We start from the raw sequence: 22,741 nt of genomic DNA, 5'->3' as shown, positions 1-22,741 counted from the left end.
GCCCCATTTCTTTTTGCGTCGTCAGTGGGAACCGCGGCGTGATGCCAGGGCATGAACCAACAAGTCATTGGCGGCCTGCCAGCGGTAGGACTCGGCGATCTCGCGGCCGAGCAAGGCGCGGCGGGTCCGTTCGTCGGACTGATCGAGAAGATCGCGAAGGGCGGCCAGGAGCGACTCTTCGTTTTCAGGGTCAAAGTACCAGGCCGCAGCGCCGCCGATCTCAGGGAGGGCGGTCGAGTCGGCCAGGGCCACCGGAATGCCTTGCGCCATGGCCTCGACGGCCGGAATGCCAAAGCTCTCGCAGAGCGAGGGGAAGACCAGGGCCGTGGCCTCGGCGTACGCTGCGCGCAGCATCTTGCCCTGACGGTAGCCCGGCATCCGCACCAGGGCACGAGGACCGAGCGCCGTGATCGCCTCGCGCACAAGCCGGGCCTCGGAATCCGAGCCTGTTCCCAGGAGCACCAGCGCCAGGTCGCCACGGACCACCTCGGGCAGCCGTCCCGCGGCCCGAACGAGACGGACCAGATTCTTCCGAGGCTGGAAGTTGGCCACCGAGATCAAGTAGGGGACGCCGCGAGGCAGCTCCAGGTCAACGCGAACCGCGGCCCGCTCGGACTCGGTCGCCGGTTCAAAGAAGAGGTCCTCCGCACCGTTGGGAACGTACTCCACCCGCCCCTGGCATTCGGGGAAGGCTTCCAGGAGTTGCTCGGTGTTGAACCGGGAGACGGAGAGGATCAGGTCGGCCTGACCAAAGGTCTGCGCCAGCCGAGGGCGAAACTTCGGGTGGCTCCGGAGGTTCTGCAAAACGTCGTGGCAGGTCACGGCCCGTCGCGCCTTCCGGGTGGGCACCGCATACTCGGACGGGCAATAGACCCAGTCGACCTCATGGGACCAGAGTTCGACCGGAGGCCAGGAGGCGAGCCGCCACCACCGCAGGGCGTCGCGAGTCCGCACCGGCAGCTCCCGGCGCGAGAGGTCTCCCAGGCTCTCCCAATAGACCAGGCCGTCGGGCTCGCTGATCCGGCCCGAGACCACGGTCAGGGCAACCTCCGGCCGCTTCGCCAACCGCTCCAACTGGGCCAAGGCATGGCGGGTCACGCCGGTCGGCCCCCGGCAGGCATCCATGTCGTAGACCAGAGCGACCCGCATCGGAGCCGACCCCGGCTCGAGTTCATCCACCATGTCCGCCGTTCCTCCTGGCAGAGTTCGGCGTCACCATCGCCAGATCCATCCCAGCACAACGACCATGCTCAGCAGAAAGCCCAGGACGAACCACCAGGGGTAACGCCTCGGGGCATCCTCCACCGAGAGGTAGTGGCCACAGTAAAGGCAACGCTCCGCCTCCTCATAGACCGACAGGCCGCAGTGCGGGCAGGGAATCGTGTCATCGTCGTCGTCATTCGGCTCCTCGGGATACTCCGAGTCGTCGAGTTCGGCTTCATAGTCGCGGTCAAACATGCAGCATCTCCCGGCCGCAAATCGTAGGGCAGGGGGACTCCCCCTGTCAATTCGTTCGCCCGTCCCGGTGCCGGTGTGACGGCAGCGAAGCAGCCCCCGCTCGACTGGGCAAGCGCTCCCGATCGCACCGCATGATTGTGCTGACTCATCTTGACAGGCGGAAGTAAGGCGTTACACTACTTGCTTCGCCGTTGTCCGGCCATAGCTTCGCCTTGCGCAGCGGTTCGGTGCACGGACCTGTTCAAATGCGCTAGAGCACCATCCCCGCGACAGGATCGACCCCGGCAAGGGAGTGACCGGCCGGGAAGAATGGAACAATCGACTCATGCCCACGATCAACCAGCTCGTCCGTAAGCCACGCAGGCCGGTGGTCTACAAGACCAAGTCGCCGGTGCTCGAAGGTTGCGCGTTCAAACGCGGGGTCTGCCTCCAGGTCAAGACGATGACCCCCAAGAAGCCGAACTCAGCGCTCCGTAAAGTAGCGCGCGTTCGCCTCTCGAACGGCAAAGAAATCACGGCGTACATTCCCGGTGAAGGTCACAACCTTCAAGAGCACTCGATTGTGCTGGTCCGGGGTGGACGTGTTCGCGACTTGCCGGGTGTCCGCTACCACATCGTCCGCGGCGTCCTCGACAGCCTCGGCGTGGCTGACCGTAAACAAGCCCGCTCCAAGTACGGAGCTCCCGCCAAAGCTGCCGCGCCGGCCAAAAAGAAGAAGTAATACACAAACGACCTTCAGGTATCCCCAGGACGAACGCGCATGTCCCGCAAGTTTACCGCCAGCAAGGCGCAGCTCCGCCCCGATCCTCGTTTCGGCTCGAAGTTGGCCAGCAAGTTCATTAACTGCCTGATGCACGACGGCAAGAAGAGCGTCGCGCAGAAGGTGTTCTACAACGCCATGGAACTCATCGAACGGCGCCTGCCCAACGATAACCCGATCGATGTGTTCAGCCGCGCCGTCGAGAACGTCAAGCCGATCATCGAGGTTCGCTCGAAGCGCGTCGGTGGTGCCACCTACCAGGTGCCGATGCAGGTCAACAAGGTCCGCCAGCAGACCCTCTCGATCCGCTGGATCCTGATGGCCGCCCGCGAGAAAAAAGGCCGCCCGATGGCCATCAAACTCGCCGACGAGCTGGTCGCCGCCTACAACCGTGACGGTGCCGCCATCACCCGCCGCGAGAACGTTCACCGCATGGCCGACGCCAACAAGGCGTTCGCCCACTTCGCCTGGTAAGTAACTCAGCCAGACGTCGGTGCAACGCTCGAAGAATCAACGCCCCGGGCCTCGTCCTTCATCGACGAGCGCCCGGGTTTTTTATTGCCTTGGAGCGAAGAACCACGCAAAGTGATCCGTCGCCGCCGCATTCAACTCGATGGGTTCTCCATCACGCCCAAGCCGCTTCCTAAGCCGTTGGTCTTGGTTTTCTTGGATTGATCTGACGGGCGACCGGAGTGATGCAATCACTATTGGGTGCCACGGGTTGTACCCAACCCGTGAGCGATAGCCCCGGTTTTTGGCTCACGGGTTGGGTACAACCCGTGGCACCCAGGTGCAACCAATTTATTCGGTGATCGGATGAAATATCCGGGTTAGACGCCATGTCCAAGCCGACGATGGTGCTCGATGAGCCCTGTGATCGCCGCGTCGCACGCTTTGCTTGCCTCCTCGCCGCCGGCGTTTGTCGCGGCCAGGACGGCGAAATCGCGTTTCGGGGCGATCCAGAGCGTGGCGTACCACATCGTATTGCTTCCCGAGTGTGTCAGGGCAGGGCCCCCCGCCCAGGGACGATCGATGACCAGCCAACCCCCGGCGTACTCGGCGCCGGCTGGAGGGGTTTGAAGCTTCTCGAACGTCGCCGCCTTGAGCAGCCGAGGCTTCCCTCGCGCGGCCTGCAAATGGAGGATGGCGAACTGGGCCCAATCGGCGAGCGTGCAGTGAACCGTCCCGGCAGGCCCCATCGCGGGGACATTGTCCTTCTGTTGCGGTTGAAAACTCTTCCCGTTCGGTTCATGGCCCCAGGGCTGGTCAACCTCTCCCTTCGTCCCTGGAGGTCCGAACCCCGCCGAGGTCATCTTGAGCGGTTCGAAGAGCCGCTTCCGCATCAGGGTTTCCCACGACTGCCCCGTGACTTGTTCGGCCATCAGCCCGGCCAACGCGTAGCCGACGTTCGAATAGGCGAACTTCGTTCCTGGCTTGGTTAACGGGGCGTTCTGGAGCATCGCGGCCATGAGGACTCGCCGCTGTTCGGTCGTCGACCGCTTCGCGCCGAGCAGCCACCACGAACTGTTCGCCGGCAGGCCAGCGCGGTGGGTCAGGAGATCCCAGAGCGTCACCCCCCGAAAACCGGCGTCCATCTTCTTCGCTTGATCGGGAAAGACCTCGGCAAAGGTCGCCCCCCAGCTCAGTTTCCCCTCGTCGACGAGCGAGCCGATCATCGTGGCGGTCATCGCCTTGGTGTCCGAGCCGATGTGGACCTGATCGGTCACCCGGAACAGGGCAGGGGAGCCAAGCTTGCGGACACCCGCGACACCGATCGACTCGAGCCGATCGCCCTGGACCAAACCCCCGACCAGGCCAGGGAGGTGATACTGCTCGCGAATCGGGGCGAGCACTCGGTCAATCGCCTCACTCGCGCGAGGGACCGCGGGTTCTTCGACGGGAGAAGTGGATGACGAAGGCGCCGGTTTGTCCCCCGCCGCTTGCGCGGCGAAGACACGGCCCACACTGGCCCCGTACGCCGCAATTCCCAGCGTCACTTCACCCAAAAAGGCTCTACGTTTGACCATGGCTCCCCCTTTTACAGATTCAGAAGATCTTATTTTCGAACTCTTACACGAAACACTCACACTCGACCCATTTTCACCGTATTCAAGGGAAGAGAACAGTGTCAGGGACCTGGACTCAGGGCAATCAAGGTCGAGGCGTGCACGTTTGCCGACCCTGGCCCGGCCTTGAAATCCAAGGAGTGGATTCTCTAAAGTTGGTGTCCCCAAAGCCGGGACTTACCTTCGGAATTGGACTCCGACGGGTTCTCGGCCTTTCGCGGAGGAGTGAACGATGCGACCGAGACTGCGCACCCTAACCCTGACAACCCTCGTGGCCCTGGGCGGCCTGGCGTCCGCCGGTGCCGAGAACGCCAACGCCCAACTCGTGGTCAGCACCCCCGGAGTGACCGTCGGCCTGGGCACTCCGTACGCCGCTTACCCGAGCTATGCCCCCATCGCGCCGGTCGTACCTCTCACGCCTGTGTACCGCCCGGTTCCCGTCAGGCCGTTGCCTTACGCCTACGGCCGCCCCGGCTTCTACGCCCCCCCTCGGCCTTTCGGCCCCCGGGCCTATTACGGCAATCCCGGCGGCTACCGTGGCTGGTACGGCGGTGGCGGCCGTCGCTGGTGAGATAAGCTGCGAACGAACCCAGGCGCCACTGAAGCGCTGAGATCAAGAATGAGGCAAGGGGGTTGGTTCGAACCAGCCCCTCTCGCCTCTTGTTCGTGAACCGCCGATCGGGTTATTGGCCGAGTGTGTGCTCGTAAACCGCACGAGAAACCCGCGCGATGAGTTCGTGAGCCTTCGCGGGGTCCTTGATCCCGCGCGTCAACACGATCAGGACATACGGCGAGCGGCCTCCTGGTTCGACGATCGCCGCGTCGTGGGAGATGGCCGTGATCCACCCCGTCTTGTGAGCCACCGGGACCCCAGCGGGAAGACCCGCCGGAATTCCCTCGTTAAACTTCTGGTCGCGGAGAATCGCCAGCATCTCCTCCGACGCCTTGGCCGAGACGACCCGACGCGCGGCCAGTTGCCGAAAAATCGTCGCCAGGCCGCGAGCCGTCGTCTCGTTGTTCAGGCCGCGTTGAAACGCGCGGTTGTCCTCGACCCCACGCAAGACGCGAACGTCTCCCGCCCCCATCGACTTCATCAGCTCCGAGACGCGGGCCGCCGTCACTCGCTCGATCAAGAGGTTCGTGGCCAGGTTGCTGCTCTCAGTAATCATCAGCCGGACCAGATCGCGGACGGTCCGCTCGTCACCCAGGTGGCGGTAGAGCGTCGTCTCGGAGTCGTCCGCAACGTTGAGAGAGTACCGGCTGCCGTCGGCGATGCTCTCGAACTCATTCTTGAGCCTGATCCGACCATCCAGGGCCAGCGTTCCCTCCTCAGCCTGGCGGAAGACCTCCATCATGACCGGCACCTTCATCGTGCTGGCCGGGTGGAATCGCTCATCCCCCTTGATGAAGACTTGCTCACCATCGGACAGCCTGCAATAAGCCACCGCCACGTCACCGGCCCCCTCGACGAGGGTTCGGATCGTTCGTTCCAGCTCCTCGAGCTTCGGTGATTGACCCGGTTCCGCGCCGGGAACCCGGTGAGGGGACATCAGGGCGAACCAGAAGCAGCCAAGAAAGAGGCCGGCAACCCTCCATCGACCCTTCATGTCATGATGAGCGGGCATGAGGTGGAGAATTGCGGAAACGAGGTGGGAGAATCGGCAAGGTCGCATTGAGGGGCATCCCAAAGGTCGAAGATTCAAGCCGACGACTCGACAGCCCAGATTACTCCGGAATGAGGTTACGGCGGTATGGGATGCCCGCGTCTTCAGATTGAAAAACCGAAGGGCAGTCCACCTCGGTTCGTGACTTGCGCTGTGTTTTGACCTCATCCACGTTAAGCTAGAGTGTTGTCGACTCGAAACCCACCCGACCCGGCTCCCTGCCCGTTTTCTTACGCAACGCAACGGATAGCCACCATGGACAGCAGCGACCCAGCGCACCTGCAATCGATCCGAAACATCGGCATCATTGCGCACATCGACGCCGGCAAGACGACCACGACCGAGCGGATCCTCTATTACACGGGTGAGATCCATCGGATGGGGGACGTGGACAAGGGGTCCACGACGACCGACTACCTCGAAGAAGAACGCGAACGCGGGATCACGATCGTCGCCGCGGCCATCACCTGCCGCTGGAAAGACGTGACGATCAACATCATCGACACCCCCGGCCACGTCGACTTCACAGCCGAGGTCGAGCGGTCACTCCGAGTCCTCGACGGCGCGGTGGTCATCTTCTCGGCCGTCGAAGGGGTCGAGGCGCAGAGCGAGACCGTCTGGCGGCAGGCGACCAAGTACCACGTCCCTCGCCTCTGCTTCATCAACAAGATGGACCGCATCGGCGCGGAGTTCGACCGCGTCTTCACCGAGATCCAGGACCGACTCGAAAGCCACCCGATCCCGCTCCAGATCCCCATCGGCGCCGGCCCCGAAGGGACGATGGGCGAATTCCAGGGCCTGATCGACCTGATCACGATGAAGGCCCTCCATTTCAAGACGGAGGATCTCGGCTCGACCTTCACCGAGGGAGAAATCCCCGAGGACCTGCTCCCCAATGCCCAGCTCTGGCGCGAGCGCATGGTCGACTCGCTGGCCGACTTCGACGAGCCGTTCGCCGAAGCCTACATGGCCCACCTCGAAGGGGCCGAGCTGACCCAGGAGCAGATCATCGCCGGCCTCCGCCGAGCGACCCTGACCGGGCGGGCGCAGCCGGTCCTCTGTGGCTCGAGCTTCAAGTATGTGGGGGTCCAGCAGCTCCTGAACGCGGTCTCGGCCTATCTTCCCAGCCCACTCGACCGGCCGCCCGTCGTCGGACACCATCCCAAGAAGGGGACCGAGGTCGTCCGCAAGCCAAGTCCCGACGAACCGTTCTGCGGGCTCGTCTTCAAGATCACGAACGACCAGCACGGCGACCTCTCGTTCGTGCGGATCTACTCGGGCGAACTGAAGTCGGGGAGCCGGGTCTATAACCCCGGACGCGACAAGAAGGAGAACTGCTCGCGGCTCTACCACATCCGCGCGGACGACCGCGAGAAGGTCGAACGGGCCGAGTCGGGCGACATCGTCGGCGTGGTCGGCCTCAAGGATTCGGTCACCGGCGATACCCTCTGCGACTCCGCCCACCCGATCCTGCTCGAGAAAATCGAGTTCCCCGAAACCGTCATCAGCATGTCCATCGAGCCGGTCAGCTCGGCCGATAAGGGGAAGCTCGCCGACACCCTGGGGGCTCTGGCTCGCGAGGACCCGACCTTCTCCTACAAGGTCAACGAAGAGACCGGGCAGACCCTGATCTCCGGGATGGGAGAACTCCACCTGGAGATCCTCAAGAACCGGATGATCCGCGACTTCAAGCTCAAGGTCCACGTCGGCCGACCTCGCGTCAGCTACCGCGAAACCGTCAAGAAGGCGGTCAAGCGCGTGCAAGGGGTCTGCATCCGCCAGACGGGCGGGTCGGGGCTCTACGCCAAGGTGACCATCGACCTCGAACCCGAAACTCAGCCCAAGGGGGCTCCGGTCCTCGCCTTCGTCAATCGCCTCAAGGGGGGCGTGATCCCGGGCGAGTTCCTCGGCGCGATCGAGGCTGGGATCCGCGAGGAGGCCAAGTCAGGAGGACGGACCGGCTTCCCCCTGGTCGACCTCAAGGTGACCTTGATCGACGGCGACACCCACGACGTCGACTCCAATGAACATGCCTTCCGATTCGCCGCGGCCGACGCCTTAAGCAAGGCAGTCCAGGAAGCGGGAGCCGTCCTGCTCGAGCCGATCATGAAGCTCGAGGTCGTCACCCCCGAAGATTACCTGGGCAACATCACAGGCGACCTCTCCAGCCGCCGCGCCCTGATCGACAAGACGTTCACCCGGGGTAAGCTGATGGTCGTCGAGGCTCGCGCCCCGCTGGAAAAGATGTTCGGCTACTCCACGGCCGTCCGCAGTCTCTCCCAAGGGCGCGCCAGCTACTCCATGGAGCCACTCGAGTACGCCGCCGCCCCCGACAGCATGCTCGAAAGCCTCGCCGGCGGATGAGCCGGCCAACGGGATAATGATGGTGGCGCCCCAGAGCGTTCGCATCTTGCCGCGAACGCTCTGCCAAGGGCAGGGGGTGATTGTCTCGAACACCTTGACCTACAGCGAATTACTTGCGAGTGGCGCACGGAAATCATGGGGCAGGAGTGGGGCCTCTCAAGCCTGGCCCTCCCGGGACTCAAAGACTCGGAAGCCTTCTTGGGTGGCCAGGACAACTTGTTGTCCTTGGTCGCGCAGCGACAAGAGGCGTTGCTTGGGCTGAGGCAGTAGGCTCGGCGACGGGGCTTTTCGAGAACCTCTTGTGGCTGCGCCACCCGGACAACAAGTTGTCCTGGCCACCCCCCGATTGTCCTCTTGCTTGTTTGTGTGCCATACGAGCGAAAACCGCTGTAGCGCAAATCAAGCTGTCGGTTTCTGCCCTAGACGTTCAAAGAGAGGCCTGATCGGAATACTCAGACCGGGCAAAACGGGGTGCCCGTCAATGGCCTGATCTTCGCCCAAAACAAGACATTGGCCGGGTGCCGTGAAAACTCGGACCGTTCGTGGGGCAGGATCGACATACCAGACAAGGCGGACACCCGCCTCGAAGTACTCCAACAGTTTCCGTTCCATCTCCTGCGAAGTGTTGCTCGGACTCAAAACCTCGACGGCAAGGTCGGGGGCAACTTCCAGAATCGGAGCCAAAGGGACCTGGCGGCCCGGGAGCCGATCCCATGAGATGAACGATACGTCCGGGATCCGCACAAGGCCAGGCACGAGTCGCGCCATCCCATCGGCTCCCAGCACCATCCCCAGGTCACCCCGCGCGGCAAATTCACCCAGGAGAGCCGCAATCAAAATCGCCAGGTACGACTCCTGAACCCCCACGGCTTTCTCCACAAGAACCCCATCGACGAGTTCAAACAACCGTCGCTCGCGATCACGGAGATCAATCACATCCTTCTCGGTCCCGGTCCCAGGTGCGGGAAATTGACGAATCCGTCGGAACGGAATCGGGCCAAACCGCTCAAACAGATCGGCGACAGTCCATTCCGCCCCGGATCGAGTTGTGAGTGTAGCCATATTGAATTACCTCAGAAATGAACCAAGCGATTCGCCGGATCACCCCTCGTTTGGTATCAAAGGGGAGGCTGTAAACTCCTTTCACCAAAGAAGAAAAGGTCTCGATCTAGAGAATCGCGACCACAAGGAGCCTCAGCCGTCCCAAGTCGGACAATATGTGCTATTACCCTACCCGGAGCCGACGAGCAAGCCAAGCCAGAGCCTCTTCTCAAAAAAGTCGCGTGAGTTTCGTTGACTTCTCGCTAGACGGTCGTTACATTCTTACTTTCCCGCGTGACATGCGGGCTGTGATGGTACGTCAAGGGAAGGCCGACGGGTCGGCGGTCGTCGGGAAGCGAAGGGAACCACGCGTGGCGGGTATCAGCAACGAACGGATACGCATCCGGATGGAAGCGTACGACCACACGATTCTTGACCAATCGGCCAAGGACATCGTTGACACGGCCAAGCGAACAGAGGCGATCGTCCACGGGCCGATTCCGCTTCCCACCCGGATCGAACGATACACGGTGCTCCGAAGCCCGCACATCGACAAGAAGTCGCGGGAACAGTTCGAGATTCGGACCCACAAGCGGCTGATCGACATCGTTCAGCCCACCAACAAGACGATTGACGCCCTCAACAAGCTGAGCCTACCGGCGGGTGTGGACATCAAGATCAAGGCATCCCCCTCCGGGGCTTGATCGAATCGGTCCGCGGACGCTGGCGTGAGGGCCGGGAGCGGGTGGCTGAGGAACGACGGGGCTTCGGCTCGGTGACGGCCTCGGCGTCGACGGAAGTCAGGGCACGGGAATCGGCCCTTGAACTTCATCCAGCAGCGCCGATGTTATCGTCGCTGCGGCCCTCACATGATTCCGCAGAACAAATATTGATGCAAACGACTTCGCCGGGCGGCGGCCTCTGGATGCCCGGGTAGGGACGACTGACGACGGAGTTTTTGTGATGCGCGTCGGATTGCTCGGCCGCAAAGTCGGCATGACACAGATCTATGAAGCCGACGGCACGGCCGTCCCGATCACGGTCCTGGAGTGCGGCCCGTGTACCGTGCTTCAGGTCCGGACCGAGGAACGGGACGGCTACCACGCCGTGCAACTCGGCTACGCTGACAAAAAACGAAAGAACGCGACCCAAGCGGCGCGTGGCCACGCCAAGAAAGTGGACGCCGAACCCAAGCGATACATCCGCGAGCTCCGTCAAGACGGGCCCACGGACGTCGCCGCGGGTCAGACCCTGACGGTCGAGGTCTTCAACGAGATCGGCCGGGTCGACGTCATCGGCACCAGCAAGGGGCGTGGTTTCTCCGGTGTCTTGAAGCGGCACGGCTTCAAGGGGCTGCGGGCCACCCACGGTGTGAAGCGAATGCACCGTCACCCTGGCTCCTCCGGCCCGAGTGCTGATCCGGCTCATACCCGCAAGGGAATCAAAAAGCCGGGCCAGTTCGGCAACGCCCGAATCACGGTGAAAAACCTCAAAGTGGTCCGGGTCGACCTCACTAACAACCTGTTGCTGGTTCGGGGCGCAGTCCCCGGTCCCAACGGCGGCTTCCTTACGATCCGCCAGACGAACAAGGTGTAATCGACCGACGGATCGAATCCGCAAACCTGAAACGCGAAGCGATCGAATCATGCTGACCGTACCCGTGTATAACCCTGCCGGCGAAAAGGTAGGGGAGGAATCGATTGACCCGGCCGACTTCGGCGGTGAGGTCAACAAGCAGCTCCTGCACGACGTGGTGGTAATGCACCGCGCAAACCGTCGCGTCGGCACGGTGAACACGCGAGGCCGGGCCGATGTGGCCGGCTCCGGCAAGAAGCTGTTCCGCCAGAAAGGGACGGGCAACGCCCGTGCCGGATCGAAGCGGACGAACAAGCGAGTGGGTGGCGGTGTCGCCTTCGCCCGCCGCAATCGTGACTACAGCTACGCCATGCCCAAGAAAGCGGTTCGCGCCGCGATCCGGATGGCTCTCTTGTCGAAGTTCCAGGACGGCCAAGCCCTGATCATCGACGGTCTGGCGCCGACGGCTCCCAAGACCAAGCAGGTGGCGCAGGTACTGCGGGCGATCCGCCGACCTGACATCACCGAGGCTGAGGCCATCATCACCGACGGCGAGACCAAGGCTAAGGCCCGGGATCGAACCCTCGAGGATCGGACGATCCTGATCGGCTTGCCCACGCATGACCCGATCTTCTACCAGAGCGCCCGGAACATCGAGGGGGTCCAGGTGTCCCCGGTGGCCGACTTCAACACCTACGACATCCTCAAGCAGCGCTACCTGCTCTTGACCCGTGAGGCGCTGGCCGCCCTCAAGGATCGGGTCAAGGACAAGCCGGTCCGCCGCCCAGCCCAGGCCGCCTCAACGGAGAGCTGAGTCTCATGGTCACGCTTCGTCGTCCACCCCAATATCAGCGCAGCGGACCGGTCCTGGAACCGTACCAGGTCGTGCTCCGCCCGCTGATCACCGAGAAGGCAACCCACCTCTCGGAACGGCACAACGCCTATACCTTCGAGGTCAACCCACTGGCCACGAAGACTGAGATCAAGGCGGCCGTTGAGGTCCTGTTCAACGTCAAAGTGGCCGACGTCCGAACCCAGAACCGCCGCGGCAAACTTCGCCGCTACCGCCTCAAGGCGGGACGGATGCGGAACTGGAAGAAGGCGATCGTTGCCCTCCACGAAGATTACCGAATCGACTTTTATTGATATCGACTGAGATCAATCGGCCGGACTGCACCGGACCGGTCCAGCGAAGGACGCGACCCCGATGGGTATCCGCTACTACAAACCGACCAGCCCCGGGCGCCGGAACGCGTCGGTCAGCGATTTTTCCGAGCTGACGGACAAGAACAAGAAGCCCGAAAAAAGCTTGACCGAGCCGCTCAAGAAGACGGGCGGTCGGAACAATCAAGGTTTCATCACCGCGCGGCACCGCGGCGGCGGCCACAAGCGGATGTACCGGATCATCGATTTCCGGCGCAACGACCGTGATGGCATCCCGGCGCAGGTCACCCATATCGAATACGACCCGAACCGCTCAGCGCGGATCGCCCTGATCGTCTATCCCGACGGCGCGAAGAAGTACATCATCGCCCCCGAAGGACTGAAGGCCGGGATGACCGTCAACACCGGTCCGGGTGCCGAGCCGAAAGTGGGCAACTGCCTGCCGCTCTCGAAGATTCCGACCGGCCTCTCGATCCACAACCTCGAGATGCAGCCCGGTGGCGGAGCGAAGCTCTGCCGCTCGGCGGGGGTCTATGCGACCTTGACGGCCCGTGAAGGGACCTGGGCGCAGATCACCCTCCCCTCGGGTGAAGTCCGGCGAATCCCGGCTGCCTGCCGCGCCACCATCGGCGTGGTTGGCAACTCCGACCACATGAACATCCGACTGGGCAAAGCGGGCCGCAAGCGTTGGCTCGGACGCCGACCCCACGTTCGCGGTGTGGCGATGAATCCGGTCGACCACCCGATGGGTGGTGGTGAAGGGCGAACCTCGGGTGGTCGCCACCCGTGCTCGCCGACCGGCAAGCTGGCTAAGGGGGGTAAGACCCGCCGTCGCCGCAAGCCGTCGAACTCGGCCATCATTCGTCGTCGCCGCAGCGTTCGCTACGGCCAGTTGAAAGTCTGATCGGCCTCGGCTCTTTTGCCGCGTCCGTCTTCCGCCGGCCGGTCGTCGTCACCGAGTACGAAGACCGGCCGGGTTGTCTGAAGTGACGTCAAAACGATCCGGGCCGAACGGAATCGAAACAACCGCGAGATCTTGCTCCGTATCTCCACGCAATTGACCCCGAAGGGGGTCTGGGACCAGACAATCATGGGACGTTCGTTAAAGAAAGGCCCGTACGTCGTCGAGCGTTTGCTCGAGAAAGTTTACCGGGCCGACAACAACGGTAGCCGCGAACCTATCAAGACCTGGGCCCGCGCCTGCACGATCGTGCCCGAATTCATTGGCAAGAACTTTGCCATTCACAACGGGCGGAACTTCATCAAGCTGTACGTGACTGAAGATATGGTCGGCCACAAGCTCGGCGAGTTCTCGCCGACCCGGACCTTCAAAGGCCACGGCGGCAAGTCGACCAAGGGCGCCCGCAAGTAATCGCCTAACAACCGCGTGGGAAACCGGCCATGAGCCCTTCATCTGATTATGTCGCAAAGCATCGCTTCGCCCGAATTTCGGTGCGTAAGCTTCGCCCGATCCTCGACTTGGTGCGTGGCAAGTATGCCGACGACGCCATGGATACACTCAAGTACCTGCCCCACCGCGGGGCACGGATGATCGAGCAAGTCCTCAAAAGTGCGATGGCCAACGCCGAGGATCGCGGCATCCGCAACGTCGGCGACCTGGTTGTCGTCGACGCCCGCGGCGATGGTGGGCCGATGTTCAAACGGCTGATGCCTCGGGCGCGAGGAATGGCCTACATGATTCGCCGCCGTAGCGCCCACATCGAGATCGGCCTGGCCGACCTGGCGGCCGTCCCCGTGACCTCGGACAACGACTAACCAAGAGGACGCCGATCCATGGGCCAGAAAACTCATCCGACCGGATTCCGCGTCGGCATCATGGAGGACTGGCGAAGTCGCTGGTACGCCTCCAAGCACGAATTTAGCGACCTCCTGGTCGAAGACTTCAAAATTCGCAAGTTCATCAAGGGGAAATACAGCTACGCTGGCATCCCCAAGATTGAGATCGAGCGAACCCGCGACGCCGTGACCGTGTTCCTGTCCACTGCGCGACCGGGCATCATCATCGGCCGCAAAGGGGCCGAGGTCGACCGGCTCAAGGATGAGCTCCAAGAGCTCACCGGCCGCCGGATCGAGGTCAAGATTGTCGAGGTCACCCGACCCGAGATCGACGCCCAGCTGATCAGCGAGGATATCGCCGAACAGTTGCAGAAACGGTCGAGCTTCCGCCGAACCATGAAGCGCGCTCTCGAGCAGACCATGGACGGAGGCGCTCGCGGCGTCAAGATTCAACTGTCAGGCCGTCTCGGCGGCTCCGAAATGTCAAGGACCGAGTCGGCCAATCTCGGATCGATCCCCCTGAGCACGCTCCGGGCCAAGATCGACTACGGCTTCCACGAAGCGAAGACGGCGCAGGGCCATATCGGGATCAAAGTGTGGGTCAACCAAGGCGATTACCTGAAGACGGAGGGCGGCACCGATGGCCATGATGCCCAAGCGGGTCAAGTACCGAAAAAGCCAAAAAGGCCGCGTAAAAGGTAACGCGACCCGCGGCAACTACGTCGCCTTCGGCGAATACGGCCTTCAATCGCTCGAGCCTGGCAAGATCAGTGCCGCGACGATCGAGGCCGGCCGCGTGGTCGCAAGCCAGTCGGTCAAGGGGGGCGGGAAGCTCTTCATCCGAATCTTCCCCCACAAGAGCGTGACCTCGATCCCCGCCGAAACCCGGATGGGTAAAGGTAAGGGTGAAGTCGAGTACTGGGCAGCCGTCGTCAAGCCGGGTACAGTCCTGTACGAGATCGGTGGTGTGAGCGAAGAACTGGCCCGGGCCACCCTCGCTCGCGTTTCCCACAAGCTTCCTGTTGCCTGCCGGTTCGTCACTCGGCGGCCCACGCTATAATTCACACTCCTCGGCGCCAGGTCGGCTCGAGGGACAACGACCAACAACCCAATCGGAAGCGATTACTCCGCGAGCCGACGCCGCCAGGAGAAACCGAACATGAGCAAGTCTGCCGAGCTCCGCGAACAGACTGACGAGCAGCTCGACCTGCTGCTGAAAGAAACTCAGCAGAACCTGTTCCGGCTCCGCCTCCAGAGTGAGACCGAGCGGCTCGAGGCACCCAGCGAGATTATCAAGGCCAAGCGGGAGATCGCTCGCATCAAGACGATCCTCCGGCTCCGTGAAATCGAGCGGGAACAAACCGTCGCTACGGCCTCCACCCCATAACCTCGGAAACGAACCGGTAACCTGCGATGAGCCAACCGACAACCACCCCCGACGCCCCCTCCAGCGCCCGCTCCAGGCGCACGACGGAGATCGGGGTCGTGACTTCCGACAAGATGAACAAGACCCGGCGGGTCGAGGTCGAAATCCTCTTCCCCCACCCCAAGTACGGTAAGCTGCTCCGCCGGCGGACCATCTGCCACGCGCACGACGAAACGAACGTCTCGCACCTGGGAGACGTGGTCGAGATCATGGAGACCCGCCCGCTCTCGAAGCTCAAGCGGTGGCGGATCGTCCGGATCGTTCGGCAAGGTGCCCAGCAGGCCCTGGCCGGCGAAGGCGAGGCGGCGCAGAAGCCGGCCTGATTCCGTTCGTTCGTTACGTTAAAGGTGGACGCCGTCCACCTTTTTCTTGGTTTGGATCGGTGGGCATCGTCCACCTTTCTACTTATAAGAGAATCGCGGGCATCCCCCTTAGGTAGCGTGTCCCATGATCCAGATGCAAACGCGGCTTGACGTCGCCGATAACAGCGGGGCCAAAGAAGTCATGTGCTTCAAGGTCCTCGGTGGAAGCGCCTCGCACTACAAGCGACGCACCGCCGGGATCGGCGACATCATCATCGCCAGCGTCAAGAAGGCCAGCCCCGGTGGCGACGTCAAGGCGGGGGACGTTGTCCGCTGCGTGATCGTCCGCGTCCGCAACTCGACTCGCCGCATTGACGGCTCCTATGTCAGGTTCGACCGCAACGCCGTCGTCCTGATCGACAACGAGAAGAACCCGCGCGGGACCCGGATCTTCGGCGCCATCGCCCGTGAGCTCCGCGAACGCCAGTTCATGAAAATCATCAGCCTGGCCTCCGAAGTGGTCTAAACTTCCTGGTTTCGCAAGGGTGGGAGCGGCCCGCCAAGCCTGAGAAGAGGACCAGTGGGGCGTCCCCACACTCAAACGACGACTCCGCTAAGAGCTGACTATGCAAATTCGCAAAGACGATCAGGTCGAGGTGATCACGGGCGACGACAAGGGCAGCCCCACGAATCGCAAGATCGCCAAAGTGCTTCGCGTCCTCCCCGAGAAAAACAAGATCGTCGTCGAGGGGGTCAACCGAGTCTGGAAGCACCTGAAGCCGAGCGCTAAAAACCAGCAAGGGGGACGGCTCTCCAAGGAGATGCCGATCGACGCGTCCAACGTGATGCTCTACTGCCCCTCCTGCAAGCGAGGCGTCCGGATCGGTCACCGCTTCGCGGAAAACGGCCAGAAGCAACGGTACTGCAAGGCGTGCTCGGCCAGCCTGGGCAGCGTCGGCCCCGTCAAGCCGGCACACGCCACGGCCGCCAAGAAATAAAACTCGAAGCCAAAGAGAAAACGCAACTCCGCGTTTGAAGGACGACCGGAATGGCTCGCTTGCTCGAACAGTACAATACGACGATCGCTCCGGCGATCGCCGAGAAGTTCAACCTGACCAACAAGATGGCGATCCCGAAGCTGGAGAAGGTCGTCATCAACATGGGGGTCGGCCGCGCCACGCAAGACAAGGCCCTGCTCGACGTCGCCGTCGACAGCCTGACCCGGATCAGCGGCCAGAAGCCCTTGATCACCAAGGCCAAGGTCTCGGTCTCCGGCTTCCGGCTCCGCGAAGGCAACGAAATCGGCTGCAAGGTCACCCTCCGCGGCAAGCGGATGTACGAGTTCCTCGATCGACTCATCTCGATCGCCCTCCCTCGTATTCGTGACTTCCGAGGTGTGAACCTCAACAGCTTCGACGGTCACGGCAACTACACGCTCGGTCTGGCCGAGCAGGTCGTCTTTCCCGAGATCGACGCCGACCGACTCCAGCACACCCAGGGCATGGACATCACCATCGTCACGACTTCGGACAATGATGATCAGGCCCGGGAACTCCTGCGTGCCATCGGCATGCCCTTCCGTCAACCCCAGCAAAAGTCCCGTTGAGTCATTCGCCGGGCACCGTCGTCCGGATCGAATTCACAGGAATGACCCTCTATCCCAGGTGACGGTGAGACAGCGATGTCGACCAAAGCCCAGATGATCAAGTCGCAGAGCACTCCCAAGTTCGCGGTTCGACACCGCAACCGGTGCAAGCTCTGCGGCCGCCCCCGAGCCGTCTATCGCAAGTTCGGCATCTGCCGAATCTGCTTCCGTAACCTGGCCGCCCGCGGCCTGATTCCGGGTGTCAAGAAAGCTAGCTGGTAACCGAAAACGGAACCAGCTGATCGGGCCGTCGGTCATAATCCGACGAGCCGCTTCGCACAATCCTGCCGCGCCGACGCGGCCTTCCCGGCGACTGTCTCGCCGGCCCAAGGCGCGTTACCCGTGGTGGTTGACGGGACTTGCCCCTGCCATGATGACCGATCCGATCGCCGACATGCTCACCCGGATCCGCAATGCGACCCGGATTGAGCGCCCCCTGGTGGAGATGCCCACCTCCAAGATCCGCCGCGGGATCGCCCAGGTCCTCAAGGACGAAGGTTACATCTGGGAGTTCGAGGAACTCGAAACTCTCCCCGCCAAGACCCTTCGCCTGCACATGAAGTACGGGCCGAACGGCGAGCGACTGATCACCCGCATCGACCGCGTCAGCAAGCCCGGCTGCCGGGTCTATCGCGGCTACAAGGATCTGCGACCGGTCCTGGGGGGCATGGGCATTCAGATCCTCAGCACCCCCAACGGGGTTGTTAGCGACCGCCGCGCCCGGACCGAGAAGGTCGGCGGCGAGGTCCTCGCCCTGATCCATTGATGTCGACCCAAGAACCCCTTCGCCCGATGGCGGAGGCCACGATGGGATGGGTGCTTAGCCTCCTTCCCATAGAGTTCGGGTCTCGTACGGATCCAACCGAATCGCATCGCGGCGGCGAGGGCGGTCGGTCTCCCAGATGGTGCTCAAGAGCGAGAGGATGACGGTCCCATGTCCCGTATCGGTCGCAAGCCGGTGCCCGTACCGGCCAATGTGAAAGTGTCCGTGGCCGACTCGACAGTCAACGTCGAAGGCCCCAAGGGAAAGCTGACGTTTACCTATCGGTCCGAGATCGAGGTCAAGTACGATGAGTCTGAAAAGCAGATTCTCGTCACCCGGTCGGATGATGAACGCGAGAGTCGGTCGCTCCACGGCCTGACCCGCAGCCTGGTCGCCAACATGGTCCAGGGAGTCACCGACGGGTACACCCGGAAACTCGAGATCGTCGGCGTCGGCTACCAGGCCCAACTGAAGAAGGCCAACACCGTGGCCCTTCAGGTCGGGTTCGCCAACCAGATCGTGCTCGAGGCCCCCGCGGGAGTCTCCGTCACGATCCCCGACCCCACCCACATCGTTATCACCGGTTCCGACAAGCAGGCGGTCGGCCAGTTTGCCGCAGTGGTCCGCAAGGTCCGCCCCCCTGAGCCCTACAAGGGCAAGGGAATTCGCTACGAGGGCGAGGTTGTCCGCCGCAAGGCAGGCAAGGCGTTCGGCTCGAAGTAATCGTCCACATACTCTGAATACAAGAACTGAAGGGCTGGACGCCCGGCCGATCCCGGCCGTCCCTCAACCCCGAGCATCGCAAAGGATCATCCGGTGAACGAGCGCAAACAGGTGCAAGCGAGGAGGCTGCGACGGCAACGGCACGTCCGCAAGCGAATCTTCGGCACCCCCGAACGGCCTCGCCTGGCCATCTTCCGCAGTTCCAAGCACATCTACGCCCAAGTCATCAACGACCAGGACGGGACGACTCTGGCTTCGGCCAGCACGCTCGACTCCGAGGTCCGCGGCGAGCAGGCTTACGGTGGCAACAAGGCCGCCGCCACGGCCGTTGGACGCAAGGTTGCCGAGCGCGCCAAGCAGGCCGGTATTGACAAGATTTGTTTCGACCGTCGAAGCTACAAGTACCATGGCAGGGTTCAGGCCCTCGCCGACGCCGCCCGTGAGGCGGGACTGCAATTCTAATAGGAGCCCGCCGTGTCGAGCGACAGTCGTGAACGAGGGGAGTGGTCGGAAAGCGTCGTGGCCATTCGCCGTTGCGCCGCGGTCGTCAAAGGTGGCCGCCGGTTCAGCTTCAACGCCCTGGTCGTCGTCGGCAACAGCCGAGGACAGGTGGCCTGGGGTTACGGCAAGGCCAACGAAGTTCCCCCCGCGGTCGAAAAGGGCGTCAAAGACGCTCACAAGCAGATGAACCGAGTCAATCTTCGCGGCGGGACGATTCCCCACCGCGTGATCGGCAAATTTGGCGCAGCACGCGTCGTCATGCTCCCGGCCAGCCCGGGTACCGGCGTGATCGCCGGTGGCGCCGTCCGCGCCGTGGTGCAGGCAGCCGGCATCACTGATATCCTGACCAAGAGCTACGGCTCCACCAACAAGCTCAACCTGGTCAAGGCGGCAATCGACGCCCTGACGCAACTGCGGACCAAAGACGAAGTCGCACGTCTGCGGGGAGTGGCTCTGTAATGCAACTTCACGACGTCGATCAAGGCATTCATAAGCATAAGAAGCGGAAGCGGATCGGCCGCGGTATCGGGTCGGGCCACGGCAAGACCTCGGGCAAGGGACACAAGGGTCACTCCTCCCGCCAGGGGTTCAAGTACAACGCCCTCTTCGAAGGCGGCCAGATGCCTCTGGCACGCCGCGTTCCGAAGCGTGGATTCGTCAACGGCGCGTTCCGCAAGGATTATGCGATCCTCAACCTCTCCGCGATCGAGGCCTGCTACGAAGCCGGGGCCGTGATCAACGAAGAGGTCTTGCGAACCCGCGGCCTGGTCAAAGGCCGGCATGACGACGGGGTGAAAATCCTCGGCGAAGGCGAACTGACCAAAGCCTTCACCGTCCATGCCCACAAGTTCAGCGAATCGGCCGTCGCCAAAATCGTCGCGGCGGGCGGCACCGCGGTCGTTGTCCAATAAGAGCACCCGAGGGCGGATCCGTCCGCAACCACCAGGGCCTCCGTTTCCCAACGCGTGGCCCTGGTCCGTCGTATCCGCCGTCGTCTTTTTCTTGCCGACTACCGTCTGGTCCGCATTTTGACTGCCTGCAGCCTTAAGGAGGCGTCCCGCCGTGGGCAAGCTCTACACGATCCTATTCAAGGTGCCCGAGCTTCAGCGCAAGATCCTGATGACGCTCATGTTCCTGGCAATCTATCGACTCGGGTTCTACGTACCCCTGCCGATCGTTAACCAGGACCAGCTCAAGAACTGGCAAGAACAACAGAGCCAGAACGCCGCGGGCAAGCTCTTCGGCACCGTCGCCATGTTCGGTGGCACCTCGATCGGGATGAGCACCATCTTCGGCCTTGGGATCATGCCGTACATCTCCGCTTCGATTATCTTCCAACTCCTCGGCAGCGTCGTCCCTTCGCTTGAAGCGATGATGAAGGAGGGGGAGAGCGGTCGGAAGAAAATCAATGAGTATACGCGGTACGCCACCGTCATACTCTGCGCCATCCAGAGCGCTTTCTGGGTCCAATACATGATGAGTCCCCAGATGGGTGTCGTCTTACCGGCGCACCAAAACTTCTGGGACGGCTTAGTCTGCGTCTCGATCATGACCGCCGGCACGATCTTCCTGATGTGGATCGGCGAGCAGATTGACGAGTACGGCATCGGCAACGGGATCAGCCTGCTGATCATGGCCGGGATCCTGGCACGCATGCCCCTGGCGATGAAACAGCTCTGGGAAAACGCGACCCCGCGGCTGACGGCCGACGCCGGCAAGTATCCGCTCACCACCATCGTCCTCTTGATCGGCCTGTTCGTTGCGGTTGTCGTGGGCGTGATCGCGATCACCGAAAGCCAGCGACGAATCCCGACCCAGTCGGCCAAGCATGTTCGCGGACGGCGGGTCTTCGGCGGCACCCGACAGTATCTGCCGCTCAAGGTGAATCAGGCGGGCGTGATGCCGATCATCTTCGCCTCCAGCCTGCTCATCTTCCCCTCGTTTATCCTCAACGGTATGGCGAGGGCCACGGCGAAGTGGCAGAACGCCGACACCTGGAGTATCTGGTCCGCGTTCGCGACCTTTGCCCAAGAGCTGTCGGACGCCTTCCAGAAGCAGGGTTATGTCTACACGCTGTTCTACATCGTGCTGATCTACTTCTTCTGCTACTTCTGGACGGCGATCACGTTCAACCCGAAGGATATGTCGGAGAATCTCAAGGACTACGGCAGTTTCATCCCGGGCTACCGCCCAGGACGACGCACTGCGGATTACCTTGAGAAGGTCATGCTCCGGATCACCTATGTCGGTGCGGCCTTCTTGAGCCTGGTCGCCGTGATTCCGACCCTTGTCCAGAACGCCTTGAACGTTGACTTCACGATTGCGTCATTCCTTGGCGGTACGGGGCTCTTGATCGTCATCAGCGTCTGCCTGGACCTGGTGCAGAAGATCGACAGCCACCTGATCATGAGGAATTACGGGGGTCTGGTCAGCAAGCGTTGATCGGGACGATATCGACTCGGGCCATCGCCAAGAGACGAGAGGCGTCAGGTTTTTTTGAAGTGTCACTGTCCTCCGCCACTCCGCGGACCGGGTTGGAACGAAACGAATCGTGCTCAAGCTGAAAAGCCCCCGTGAAATCGCTCTGATGCGCGAGGCGGGTCGAGTGGTCGCCAAGGCCCTCGACCGGGTCCGCCAACTTGCCGTGCCCGGCGCTACCACCGCCGAACTCGACGATGCGGTTGTCGCCATCTTTCGTGAGCACAAGGCGATCCCCTTGTTCCGTGGCTATCCGAGCTCGGTCAAGGGGAAGCCACCGTTCCCGGCGGTCATCTGCGCGAGCGTCAACGAACAGGTCGTTCACGGGATCCCCAACCACCGCCCGCTCCGCGAAGGGGACGTGGTCTCGATCGACACCGGCTGCAAGATCAATGGTTGGTGTGGTGACTCGGCCGTCACACTGCCGATCGGCGCGATCCAACCTGAGGTCCAAAAGCTTTTGGACGTCACCTCGGAGACGCTTGACCTGGCGATTCGGGCCATGGCACGATGTCGGACCTGGTCTGAAGTGGCCGGCCTGATGGAACAGTACGTCAAGAGCCAGGGGATGTACGTGGTCGAGAAGTTTGTCGGCCACGGTATCGGTCAGGATATGCACGAAGAGCCGCAAGTTCCCAACTTCGTCAGCAAGGCTCTTCGCAAGCACGACATCAAGCTCGAGCCCGGACTTGTCCTGGCGATCGAACCGATGGTCGCCATCGGGACCAAGGATGTGCGAACCCTCGACGACGGTTGGACTGTTGAGACCAAGGATCGACGGGCCAGTGCCCACTTTGAACACACCGTCGCCATGACCACGGAGGGCCCGCGCATCCTGACCTGCCTGGAAGACTGACGTCGAGCCAAAGAGGTCGACTGGCCGCCACTTCGCGTGAGCCAAGCTCAACCTCGCTGGCAAATCCTTTTTTCACTCGGATGATTCCGGTCTTGCGGAATCTCAGGGTGGTCTGTATATTGGCCCAATTCGGCCTCAGGACTGGATTGGGATTCTCA

General features: G+C 62.4%; 31 protein-coding genes. 26 read left to right on the top strand and 5 right to left on the bottom strand.

What is annotated here, in order from left to right:
• Positions 1 to 21 precede the first annotated feature (21 nt).
• Both SINAC_RS02410 and SINAC_RS02405 read right to left on the bottom strand, forming a co-directional pair.
• Positions 22 to 1,182, bottom strand: coding sequence for a glycosyltransferase family 4 protein (locus SINAC_RS02410; protein WP_015244115.1), 1,161 nt, complete (start codon positions 1,180 to 1,182; stop codon positions 22 to 24).
• A gap of 30 nt (positions 1,183 to 1,212) precedes the next feature.
• Positions 1,213 to 1,458, bottom strand: coding sequence for a zinc ribbon domain-containing protein (locus SINAC_RS02405; protein ID WP_015244114.1), 246 nt, complete (start codon positions 1,456 to 1,458; stop codon positions 1,213 to 1,215).
• A gap of 325 nt (positions 1,459 to 1,783) precedes the next feature.
• Here SINAC_RS02405 and rpsL point away from each other — a divergent pair, with 325 nt between their 5' ends.
• Both rpsL and rpsG read left to right on the top strand, forming a co-directional pair.
• A complete protein-coding gene (rpsL, locus tag SINAC_RS02400) occupies positions 1,784 to 2,179 on the top strand; it encodes a 30S ribosomal protein S12 (RefSeq protein ID WP_015244113.1) in 396 nt (131 codons plus the stop codon).
• Positions 2,180 to 2,218: 39 nt separating this feature from the next.
• Positions 2,219 to 2,692 carry a 30S ribosomal protein S7 gene (rpsG, locus tag SINAC_RS02395; RefSeq protein ID WP_015244112.1) on the top strand — a complete coding sequence of 158 codons (474 nt, stop codon included), beginning with the start codon at positions 2,219 to 2,221 and terminating at the stop codon, positions 2,690 to 2,692.
• A gap of 356 nt (positions 2,693 to 3,048) precedes the next feature.
• Here rpsG and SINAC_RS02390 read toward each other — a convergent pair whose 3' ends face one another.
• Positions 3,049 to 4,245, bottom strand: a complete 1,197-nt coding sequence (locus SINAC_RS02390; protein ID WP_015244111.1) for a serine hydrolase domain-containing protein — start codon at positions 4,243 to 4,245, stop codon at positions 3,049 to 3,051.
• A 271-nt stretch (positions 4,246 to 4,516) separates the two neighbouring features.
• Here SINAC_RS02390 and SINAC_RS02385 point away from each other — a divergent pair, with 271 nt between their 5' ends.
• A complete protein-coding gene (locus SINAC_RS02385; RefSeq protein ID WP_015244110.1) occupies positions 4,517 to 4,855 on the top strand; it encodes a hypothetical protein in 339 nt (112 codons plus the stop codon).
• Positions 4,856 to 4,967: 112 nt separating this feature from the next.
• On the opposite strand, the gene SINAC_RS02380 is transcribed toward SINAC_RS02385, so the two are convergent.
• Complete coding sequence (locus SINAC_RS02380; protein ID WP_015244109.1) at positions 4,968 to 5,957, bottom strand: serine hydrolase; 990 nt, start codon at positions 5,955 to 5,957, stop codon at positions 4,968 to 4,970.
• 246 nt (positions 5,958 to 6,203) lie between these two features.
• Between SINAC_RS02380 and fusA the strand changes: the two genes are divergently transcribed.
• Entirely contained in the window at positions 6,204 to 8,312 is a 2,109-nt protein-coding gene (gene fusA / locus SINAC_RS02375) for an elongation factor G (protein WP_015244108.1), read from the top strand.
• 399 nt (positions 8,313 to 8,711) lie between these two features.
• Here the strand turns inward: fusA and SINAC_RS02370 are convergent, their stop codons facing one another.
• On the bottom strand, positions 8,712 to 9,374 hold the full coding sequence (locus tag SINAC_RS02370) for a Uma2 family endonuclease (protein ID WP_015244107.1): 663 nt from the start codon (positions 9,372 to 9,374) through the stop codon (positions 8,712 to 8,714).
• 350 nt (positions 9,375 to 9,724) lie between these two features.
• Here SINAC_RS02370 and rpsJ point away from each other — a divergent pair, with 350 nt between their 5' ends.
• From rpsJ to map, 22 genes are all read left to right on the top strand, one after another.
• A complete protein-coding gene (gene rpsJ / locus SINAC_RS02365) occupies positions 9,725 to 10,057 on the top strand; it encodes a 30S ribosomal protein S10 (RefSeq protein WP_015244106.1) in 333 nt (110 codons plus the stop codon).
• 259 nt (positions 10,058 to 10,316) lie between these two features.
• A complete protein-coding gene (gene rplC / locus SINAC_RS02360) occupies positions 10,317 to 10,949 on the top strand; it encodes a 50S ribosomal protein L3 (protein WP_015244105.1) in 633 nt (210 codons plus the stop codon).
• 49 nt (positions 10,950 to 10,998) lie between these two features.
• Positions 10,999 to 11,742 carry a 50S ribosomal protein L4 gene (rplD, locus tag SINAC_RS02355; RefSeq protein WP_015244104.1) on the top strand — a complete coding sequence of 248 codons (744 nt, stop codon included), beginning with the start codon at positions 10,999 to 11,001 and terminating at the stop codon, positions 11,740 to 11,742.
• Positions 11,743 to 11,747: 5 nt separating this feature from the next.
• Positions 11,748 to 12,074 carry a 50S ribosomal protein L23 gene (gene rplW, locus SINAC_RS02350; RefSeq protein ID WP_015244103.1) on the top strand — a complete coding sequence of 109 codons (327 nt, stop codon included), beginning with the start codon at positions 11,748 to 11,750 and terminating at the stop codon, positions 12,072 to 12,074.
• A 61-nt stretch (positions 12,075 to 12,135) separates the two neighbouring features.
• Positions 12,136 to 12,996, top strand: coding sequence for a 50S ribosomal protein L2 (gene rplB / locus SINAC_RS02345; RefSeq protein ID WP_015244102.1), 861 nt, complete (start codon positions 12,136 to 12,138; stop codon positions 12,994 to 12,996).
• Positions 12,997 to 13,182: 186 nt separating this feature from the next.
• The gene (rpsS, locus tag SINAC_RS02335) at positions 13,183 to 13,464 is read left to right on the top strand and encodes a 30S ribosomal protein S19 (protein WP_015244101.1); all 282 of its coding nucleotides are present in this window, start codon (positions 13,183 to 13,185) and stop codon (positions 13,462 to 13,464) included.
• Positions 13,465 to 13,493: 29 nt separating this feature from the next.
• Positions 13,494 to 13,868, top strand: a complete 375-nt coding sequence (gene rplV, locus SINAC_RS02330) for a 50S ribosomal protein L22 (protein WP_015244100.1) — start codon at positions 13,494 to 13,496, stop codon at positions 13,866 to 13,868.
• 18 nt (positions 13,869 to 13,886) lie between these two features.
• The gene (rpsC, locus tag SINAC_RS02325; RefSeq protein ID WP_015244099.1) at positions 13,887 to 14,591 is read left to right on the top strand and encodes a 30S ribosomal protein S3; all 705 of its coding nucleotides are present in this window, start codon (positions 13,887 to 13,889) and stop codon (positions 14,589 to 14,591) included.
• Positions 14,530 to 14,949 carry a 50S ribosomal protein L16 gene (rplP, locus tag SINAC_RS02320; protein WP_015244098.1) on the top strand — a complete coding sequence of 140 codons (420 nt, stop codon included), beginning with the start codon at positions 14,530 to 14,532 and terminating at the stop codon, positions 14,947 to 14,949. Before rpsC ends, rplP begins: the two co-directional genes overlap by 62 nt.
• Before the next feature lie 99 nt (positions 14,950 to 15,048).
• Entirely contained in the window at positions 15,049 to 15,276 is a 228-nt protein-coding gene (gene rpmC, locus SINAC_RS02315) for a 50S ribosomal protein L29 (RefSeq protein ID WP_015244097.1), read from the top strand.
• A gap of 26 nt (positions 15,277 to 15,302) precedes the next feature.
• Positions 15,303 to 15,638, top strand: coding sequence for a 30S ribosomal protein S17 (rpsQ, locus tag SINAC_RS02310; protein ID WP_015244096.1), 336 nt, complete (start codon positions 15,303 to 15,305; stop codon positions 15,636 to 15,638).
• 124 nt (positions 15,639 to 15,762) lie between these two features.
• A complete protein-coding gene (gene rplN, locus SINAC_RS02305) occupies positions 15,763 to 16,143 on the top strand; it encodes a 50S ribosomal protein L14 (protein ID WP_015244095.1) in 381 nt (126 codons plus the stop codon).
• A gap of 100 nt (positions 16,144 to 16,243) precedes the next feature.
• Entirely contained in the window at positions 16,244 to 16,615 is a 372-nt protein-coding gene (gene rplX, locus SINAC_RS02300; protein ID WP_015244094.1) for a 50S ribosomal protein L24, read from the top strand.
• Between the two features lie 50 nt (positions 16,616 to 16,665).
• On the top strand, positions 16,666 to 17,223 hold the full coding sequence (rplE, locus tag SINAC_RS02295; RefSeq protein ID WP_015244093.1) for a 50S ribosomal protein L5: 558 nt from the start codon (positions 16,666 to 16,668) through the stop codon (positions 17,221 to 17,223).
• A 75-nt stretch (positions 17,224 to 17,298) separates the two neighbouring features.
• Entirely contained in the window at positions 17,299 to 17,484 is a 186-nt protein-coding gene (locus SINAC_RS02290; protein WP_015244092.1) for a type Z 30S ribosomal protein S14, read from the top strand.
• A gap of 148 nt (positions 17,485 to 17,632) precedes the next feature.
• Positions 17,633 to 18,028 (top strand): 30S ribosomal protein S8, encoded by a 396-nt coding sequence (gene rpsH, locus SINAC_RS02285; RefSeq protein ID WP_015244091.1) that lies wholly within the window; start codon positions 17,633 to 17,635, stop codon positions 18,026 to 18,028.
• 168 nt (positions 18,029 to 18,196) lie between these two features.
• Positions 18,197 to 18,748: a 50S ribosomal protein L6 gene (gene rplF / locus SINAC_RS02280; RefSeq protein ID WP_015244090.1), complete on the top strand. Its 552-nt coding sequence runs from the start codon at positions 18,197 to 18,199 to the stop codon at positions 18,746 to 18,748.
• A gap of 93 nt (positions 18,749 to 18,841) precedes the next feature.
• Positions 18,842 to 19,210 carry a 50S ribosomal protein L18 gene (gene rplR, locus SINAC_RS02275; protein WP_015244089.1) on the top strand — a complete coding sequence of 123 codons (369 nt, stop codon included), beginning with the start codon at positions 18,842 to 18,844 and terminating at the stop codon, positions 19,208 to 19,210.
• Positions 19,211 to 19,222: 12 nt separating this feature from the next.
• Positions 19,223 to 19,708, top strand: coding sequence for a 30S ribosomal protein S5 (gene rpsE / locus SINAC_RS02270; RefSeq protein ID WP_015244088.1), 486 nt, complete (start codon positions 19,223 to 19,225; stop codon positions 19,706 to 19,708).
• The gene (gene rplO / locus SINAC_RS02265) at positions 19,708 to 20,160 is read left to right on the top strand and encodes a 50S ribosomal protein L15 (RefSeq protein WP_015244087.1); all 453 of its coding nucleotides are present in this window, start codon (positions 19,708 to 19,710) and stop codon (positions 20,158 to 20,160) included. The genes rpsE and rplO overlap by 1 nt, the downstream gene beginning before the upstream one ends.
• Before the next feature lie 151 nt (positions 20,161 to 20,311).
• Positions 20,312 to 21,691, top strand: a complete 1,380-nt coding sequence (secY, locus tag SINAC_RS02260) for a preprotein translocase subunit SecY (protein WP_015244086.1) — start codon at positions 20,312 to 20,314, stop codon at positions 21,689 to 21,691.
• A gap of 109 nt (positions 21,692 to 21,800) precedes the next feature.
• Positions 21,801 to 22,583 (top strand): type I methionyl aminopeptidase, encoded by a 783-nt coding sequence (gene map / locus SINAC_RS02255; RefSeq protein WP_015244085.1) that lies wholly within the window; start codon positions 21,801 to 21,803, stop codon positions 22,581 to 22,583.
• Positions 22,584 to 22,741 lie beyond the last annotated feature (158 nt).

The organism is Singulisphaera acidiphila DSM 18658 (genome assembly GCF_000242455.2).
Classification (GTDB): domain Bacteria; phylum Planctomycetota; class Planctomycetia; order Isosphaerales; family Isosphaeraceae; genus Singulisphaera; species Singulisphaera acidiphila.
The sequence above is the reverse complement of the archived record's forward strand: the minus strand, read 5'-3'. Positions and strand labels throughout refer to the sequence as shown.

Excerpts from the sequence above, each read along its gene's own strand:
- rpsS (WP_015244101.1), top strand. The coding sequence starts at position 13,183 with ATGGGACGTTCGTTAAAGAAAGGCCCGTACGTCGTCGAGCGTTTGCTC.
- SINAC_RS02290 (WP_015244092.1), top strand. The coding sequence starts at position 17,299 with ATGTCGACCAAAGCCCAGATGATCAAGTCGCAGAGCACTCCCAAGTTC.
- fusA (WP_015244108.1), top strand. The coding sequence starts at position 6,204 with ATGGACAGCAGCGACCCAGCGCACCTGCAATCGATCCGAAACATCGGC.
- SINAC_RS02385 (WP_015244110.1), top strand. The coding sequence starts at position 4,517 with ATGCGACCGAGACTGCGCACCCTAACCCTGACAACCCTCGTGGCCCTG.
- SINAC_RS02390 (WP_015244111.1), bottom strand. The coding sequence starts at position 4,245 with ATGGTCAAACGTAGAGCCTTTTTGGGTGAAGTGACGCTGGGAATTGCG.
- rplC (WP_015244105.1), top strand. The coding sequence starts at position 10,317 with ATGCGCGTCGGATTGCTCGGCCGCAAAGTCGGCATGACACAGATCTAT.
- rplB (WP_015244102.1), top strand. The coding sequence starts at position 12,136 with ATGGGTATCCGCTACTACAAACCGACCAGCCCCGGGCGCCGGAACGCG.
- rpsQ (WP_015244096.1), top strand. The coding sequence starts at position 15,303 with ATGAGCCAACCGACAACCACCCCCGACGCCCCCTCCAGCGCCCGCTCC.
- rplD (WP_015244104.1), top strand. The coding sequence starts at position 10,999 with ATGCTGACCGTACCCGTGTATAACCCTGCCGGCGAAAAGGTAGGGGAG.
- SINAC_RS02380 (WP_015244109.1), bottom strand. The coding sequence starts at position 5,957 with ATGCGACCTTGCCGATTCTCCCACCTCGTTTCCGCAATTCTCCACCTC.
- rpsC (WP_015244099.1), top strand. The coding sequence starts at position 13,887 with ATGGGCCAGAAAACTCATCCGACCGGATTCCGCGTCGGCATCATGGAG.
- rplX (WP_015244094.1), top strand. The coding sequence starts at position 16,244 with ATGCAAATTCGCAAAGACGATCAGGTCGAGGTGATCACGGGCGACGAC.
- SINAC_RS02410 (WP_015244115.1), bottom strand. The coding sequence starts at position 1,182 with ATGGTGGATGAACTCGAGCCGGGGTCGGCTCCGATGCGGGTCGCTCTG.
- rplP (WP_015244098.1), top strand. The coding sequence starts at position 14,530 with ATGGCCATGATGCCCAAGCGGGTCAAGTACCGAAAAAGCCAAAAAGGC.
- rplF (WP_015244090.1), top strand. The coding sequence starts at position 18,197 with ATGTCCCGTATCGGTCGCAAGCCGGTGCCCGTACCGGCCAATGTGAAA.
- rpsH (WP_015244091.1), top strand. The coding sequence starts at position 17,633 with ATGATGACCGATCCGATCGCCGACATGCTCACCCGGATCCGCAATGCG.
- rpsL (WP_015244113.1), top strand. The coding sequence starts at position 1,784 with ATGCCCACGATCAACCAGCTCGTCCGTAAGCCACGCAGGCCGGTGGTC.
- SINAC_RS02405 (WP_015244114.1), bottom strand. The coding sequence starts at position 1,458 with ATGTTTGACCGCGACTATGAAGCCGAACTCGACGACTCGGAGTATCCC.
- rplN (WP_015244095.1), top strand. The coding sequence starts at position 15,763 with ATGATCCAGATGCAAACGCGGCTTGACGTCGCCGATAACAGCGGGGCC.
- rpmC (WP_015244097.1), top strand. The coding sequence starts at position 15,049 with ATGAGCAAGTCTGCCGAGCTCCGCGAACAGACTGACGAGCAGCTCGAC.
- rplO (WP_015244087.1), top strand. The coding sequence starts at position 19,708 with ATGCAACTTCACGACGTCGATCAAGGCATTCATAAGCATAAGAAGCGG.
- rplE (WP_015244093.1), top strand. The coding sequence starts at position 16,666 with ATGGCTCGCTTGCTCGAACAGTACAATACGACGATCGCTCCGGCGATC.
- rpsG (WP_015244112.1), top strand. The coding sequence starts at position 2,219 with ATGTCCCGCAAGTTTACCGCCAGCAAGGCGCAGCTCCGCCCCGATCCT.
- SINAC_RS02370 (WP_015244107.1), bottom strand. The coding sequence starts at position 9,374 with ATGGCTACACTCACAACTCGATCCGGGGCGGAATGGACTGTCGCCGAT.
- rplW (WP_015244103.1), top strand. The coding sequence starts at position 11,748 with ATGGTCACGCTTCGTCGTCCACCCCAATATCAGCGCAGCGGACCGGTC.
- rplV (WP_015244100.1), top strand. The coding sequence starts at position 13,494 with ATGAGCCCTTCATCTGATTATGTCGCAAAGCATCGCTTCGCCCGAATT.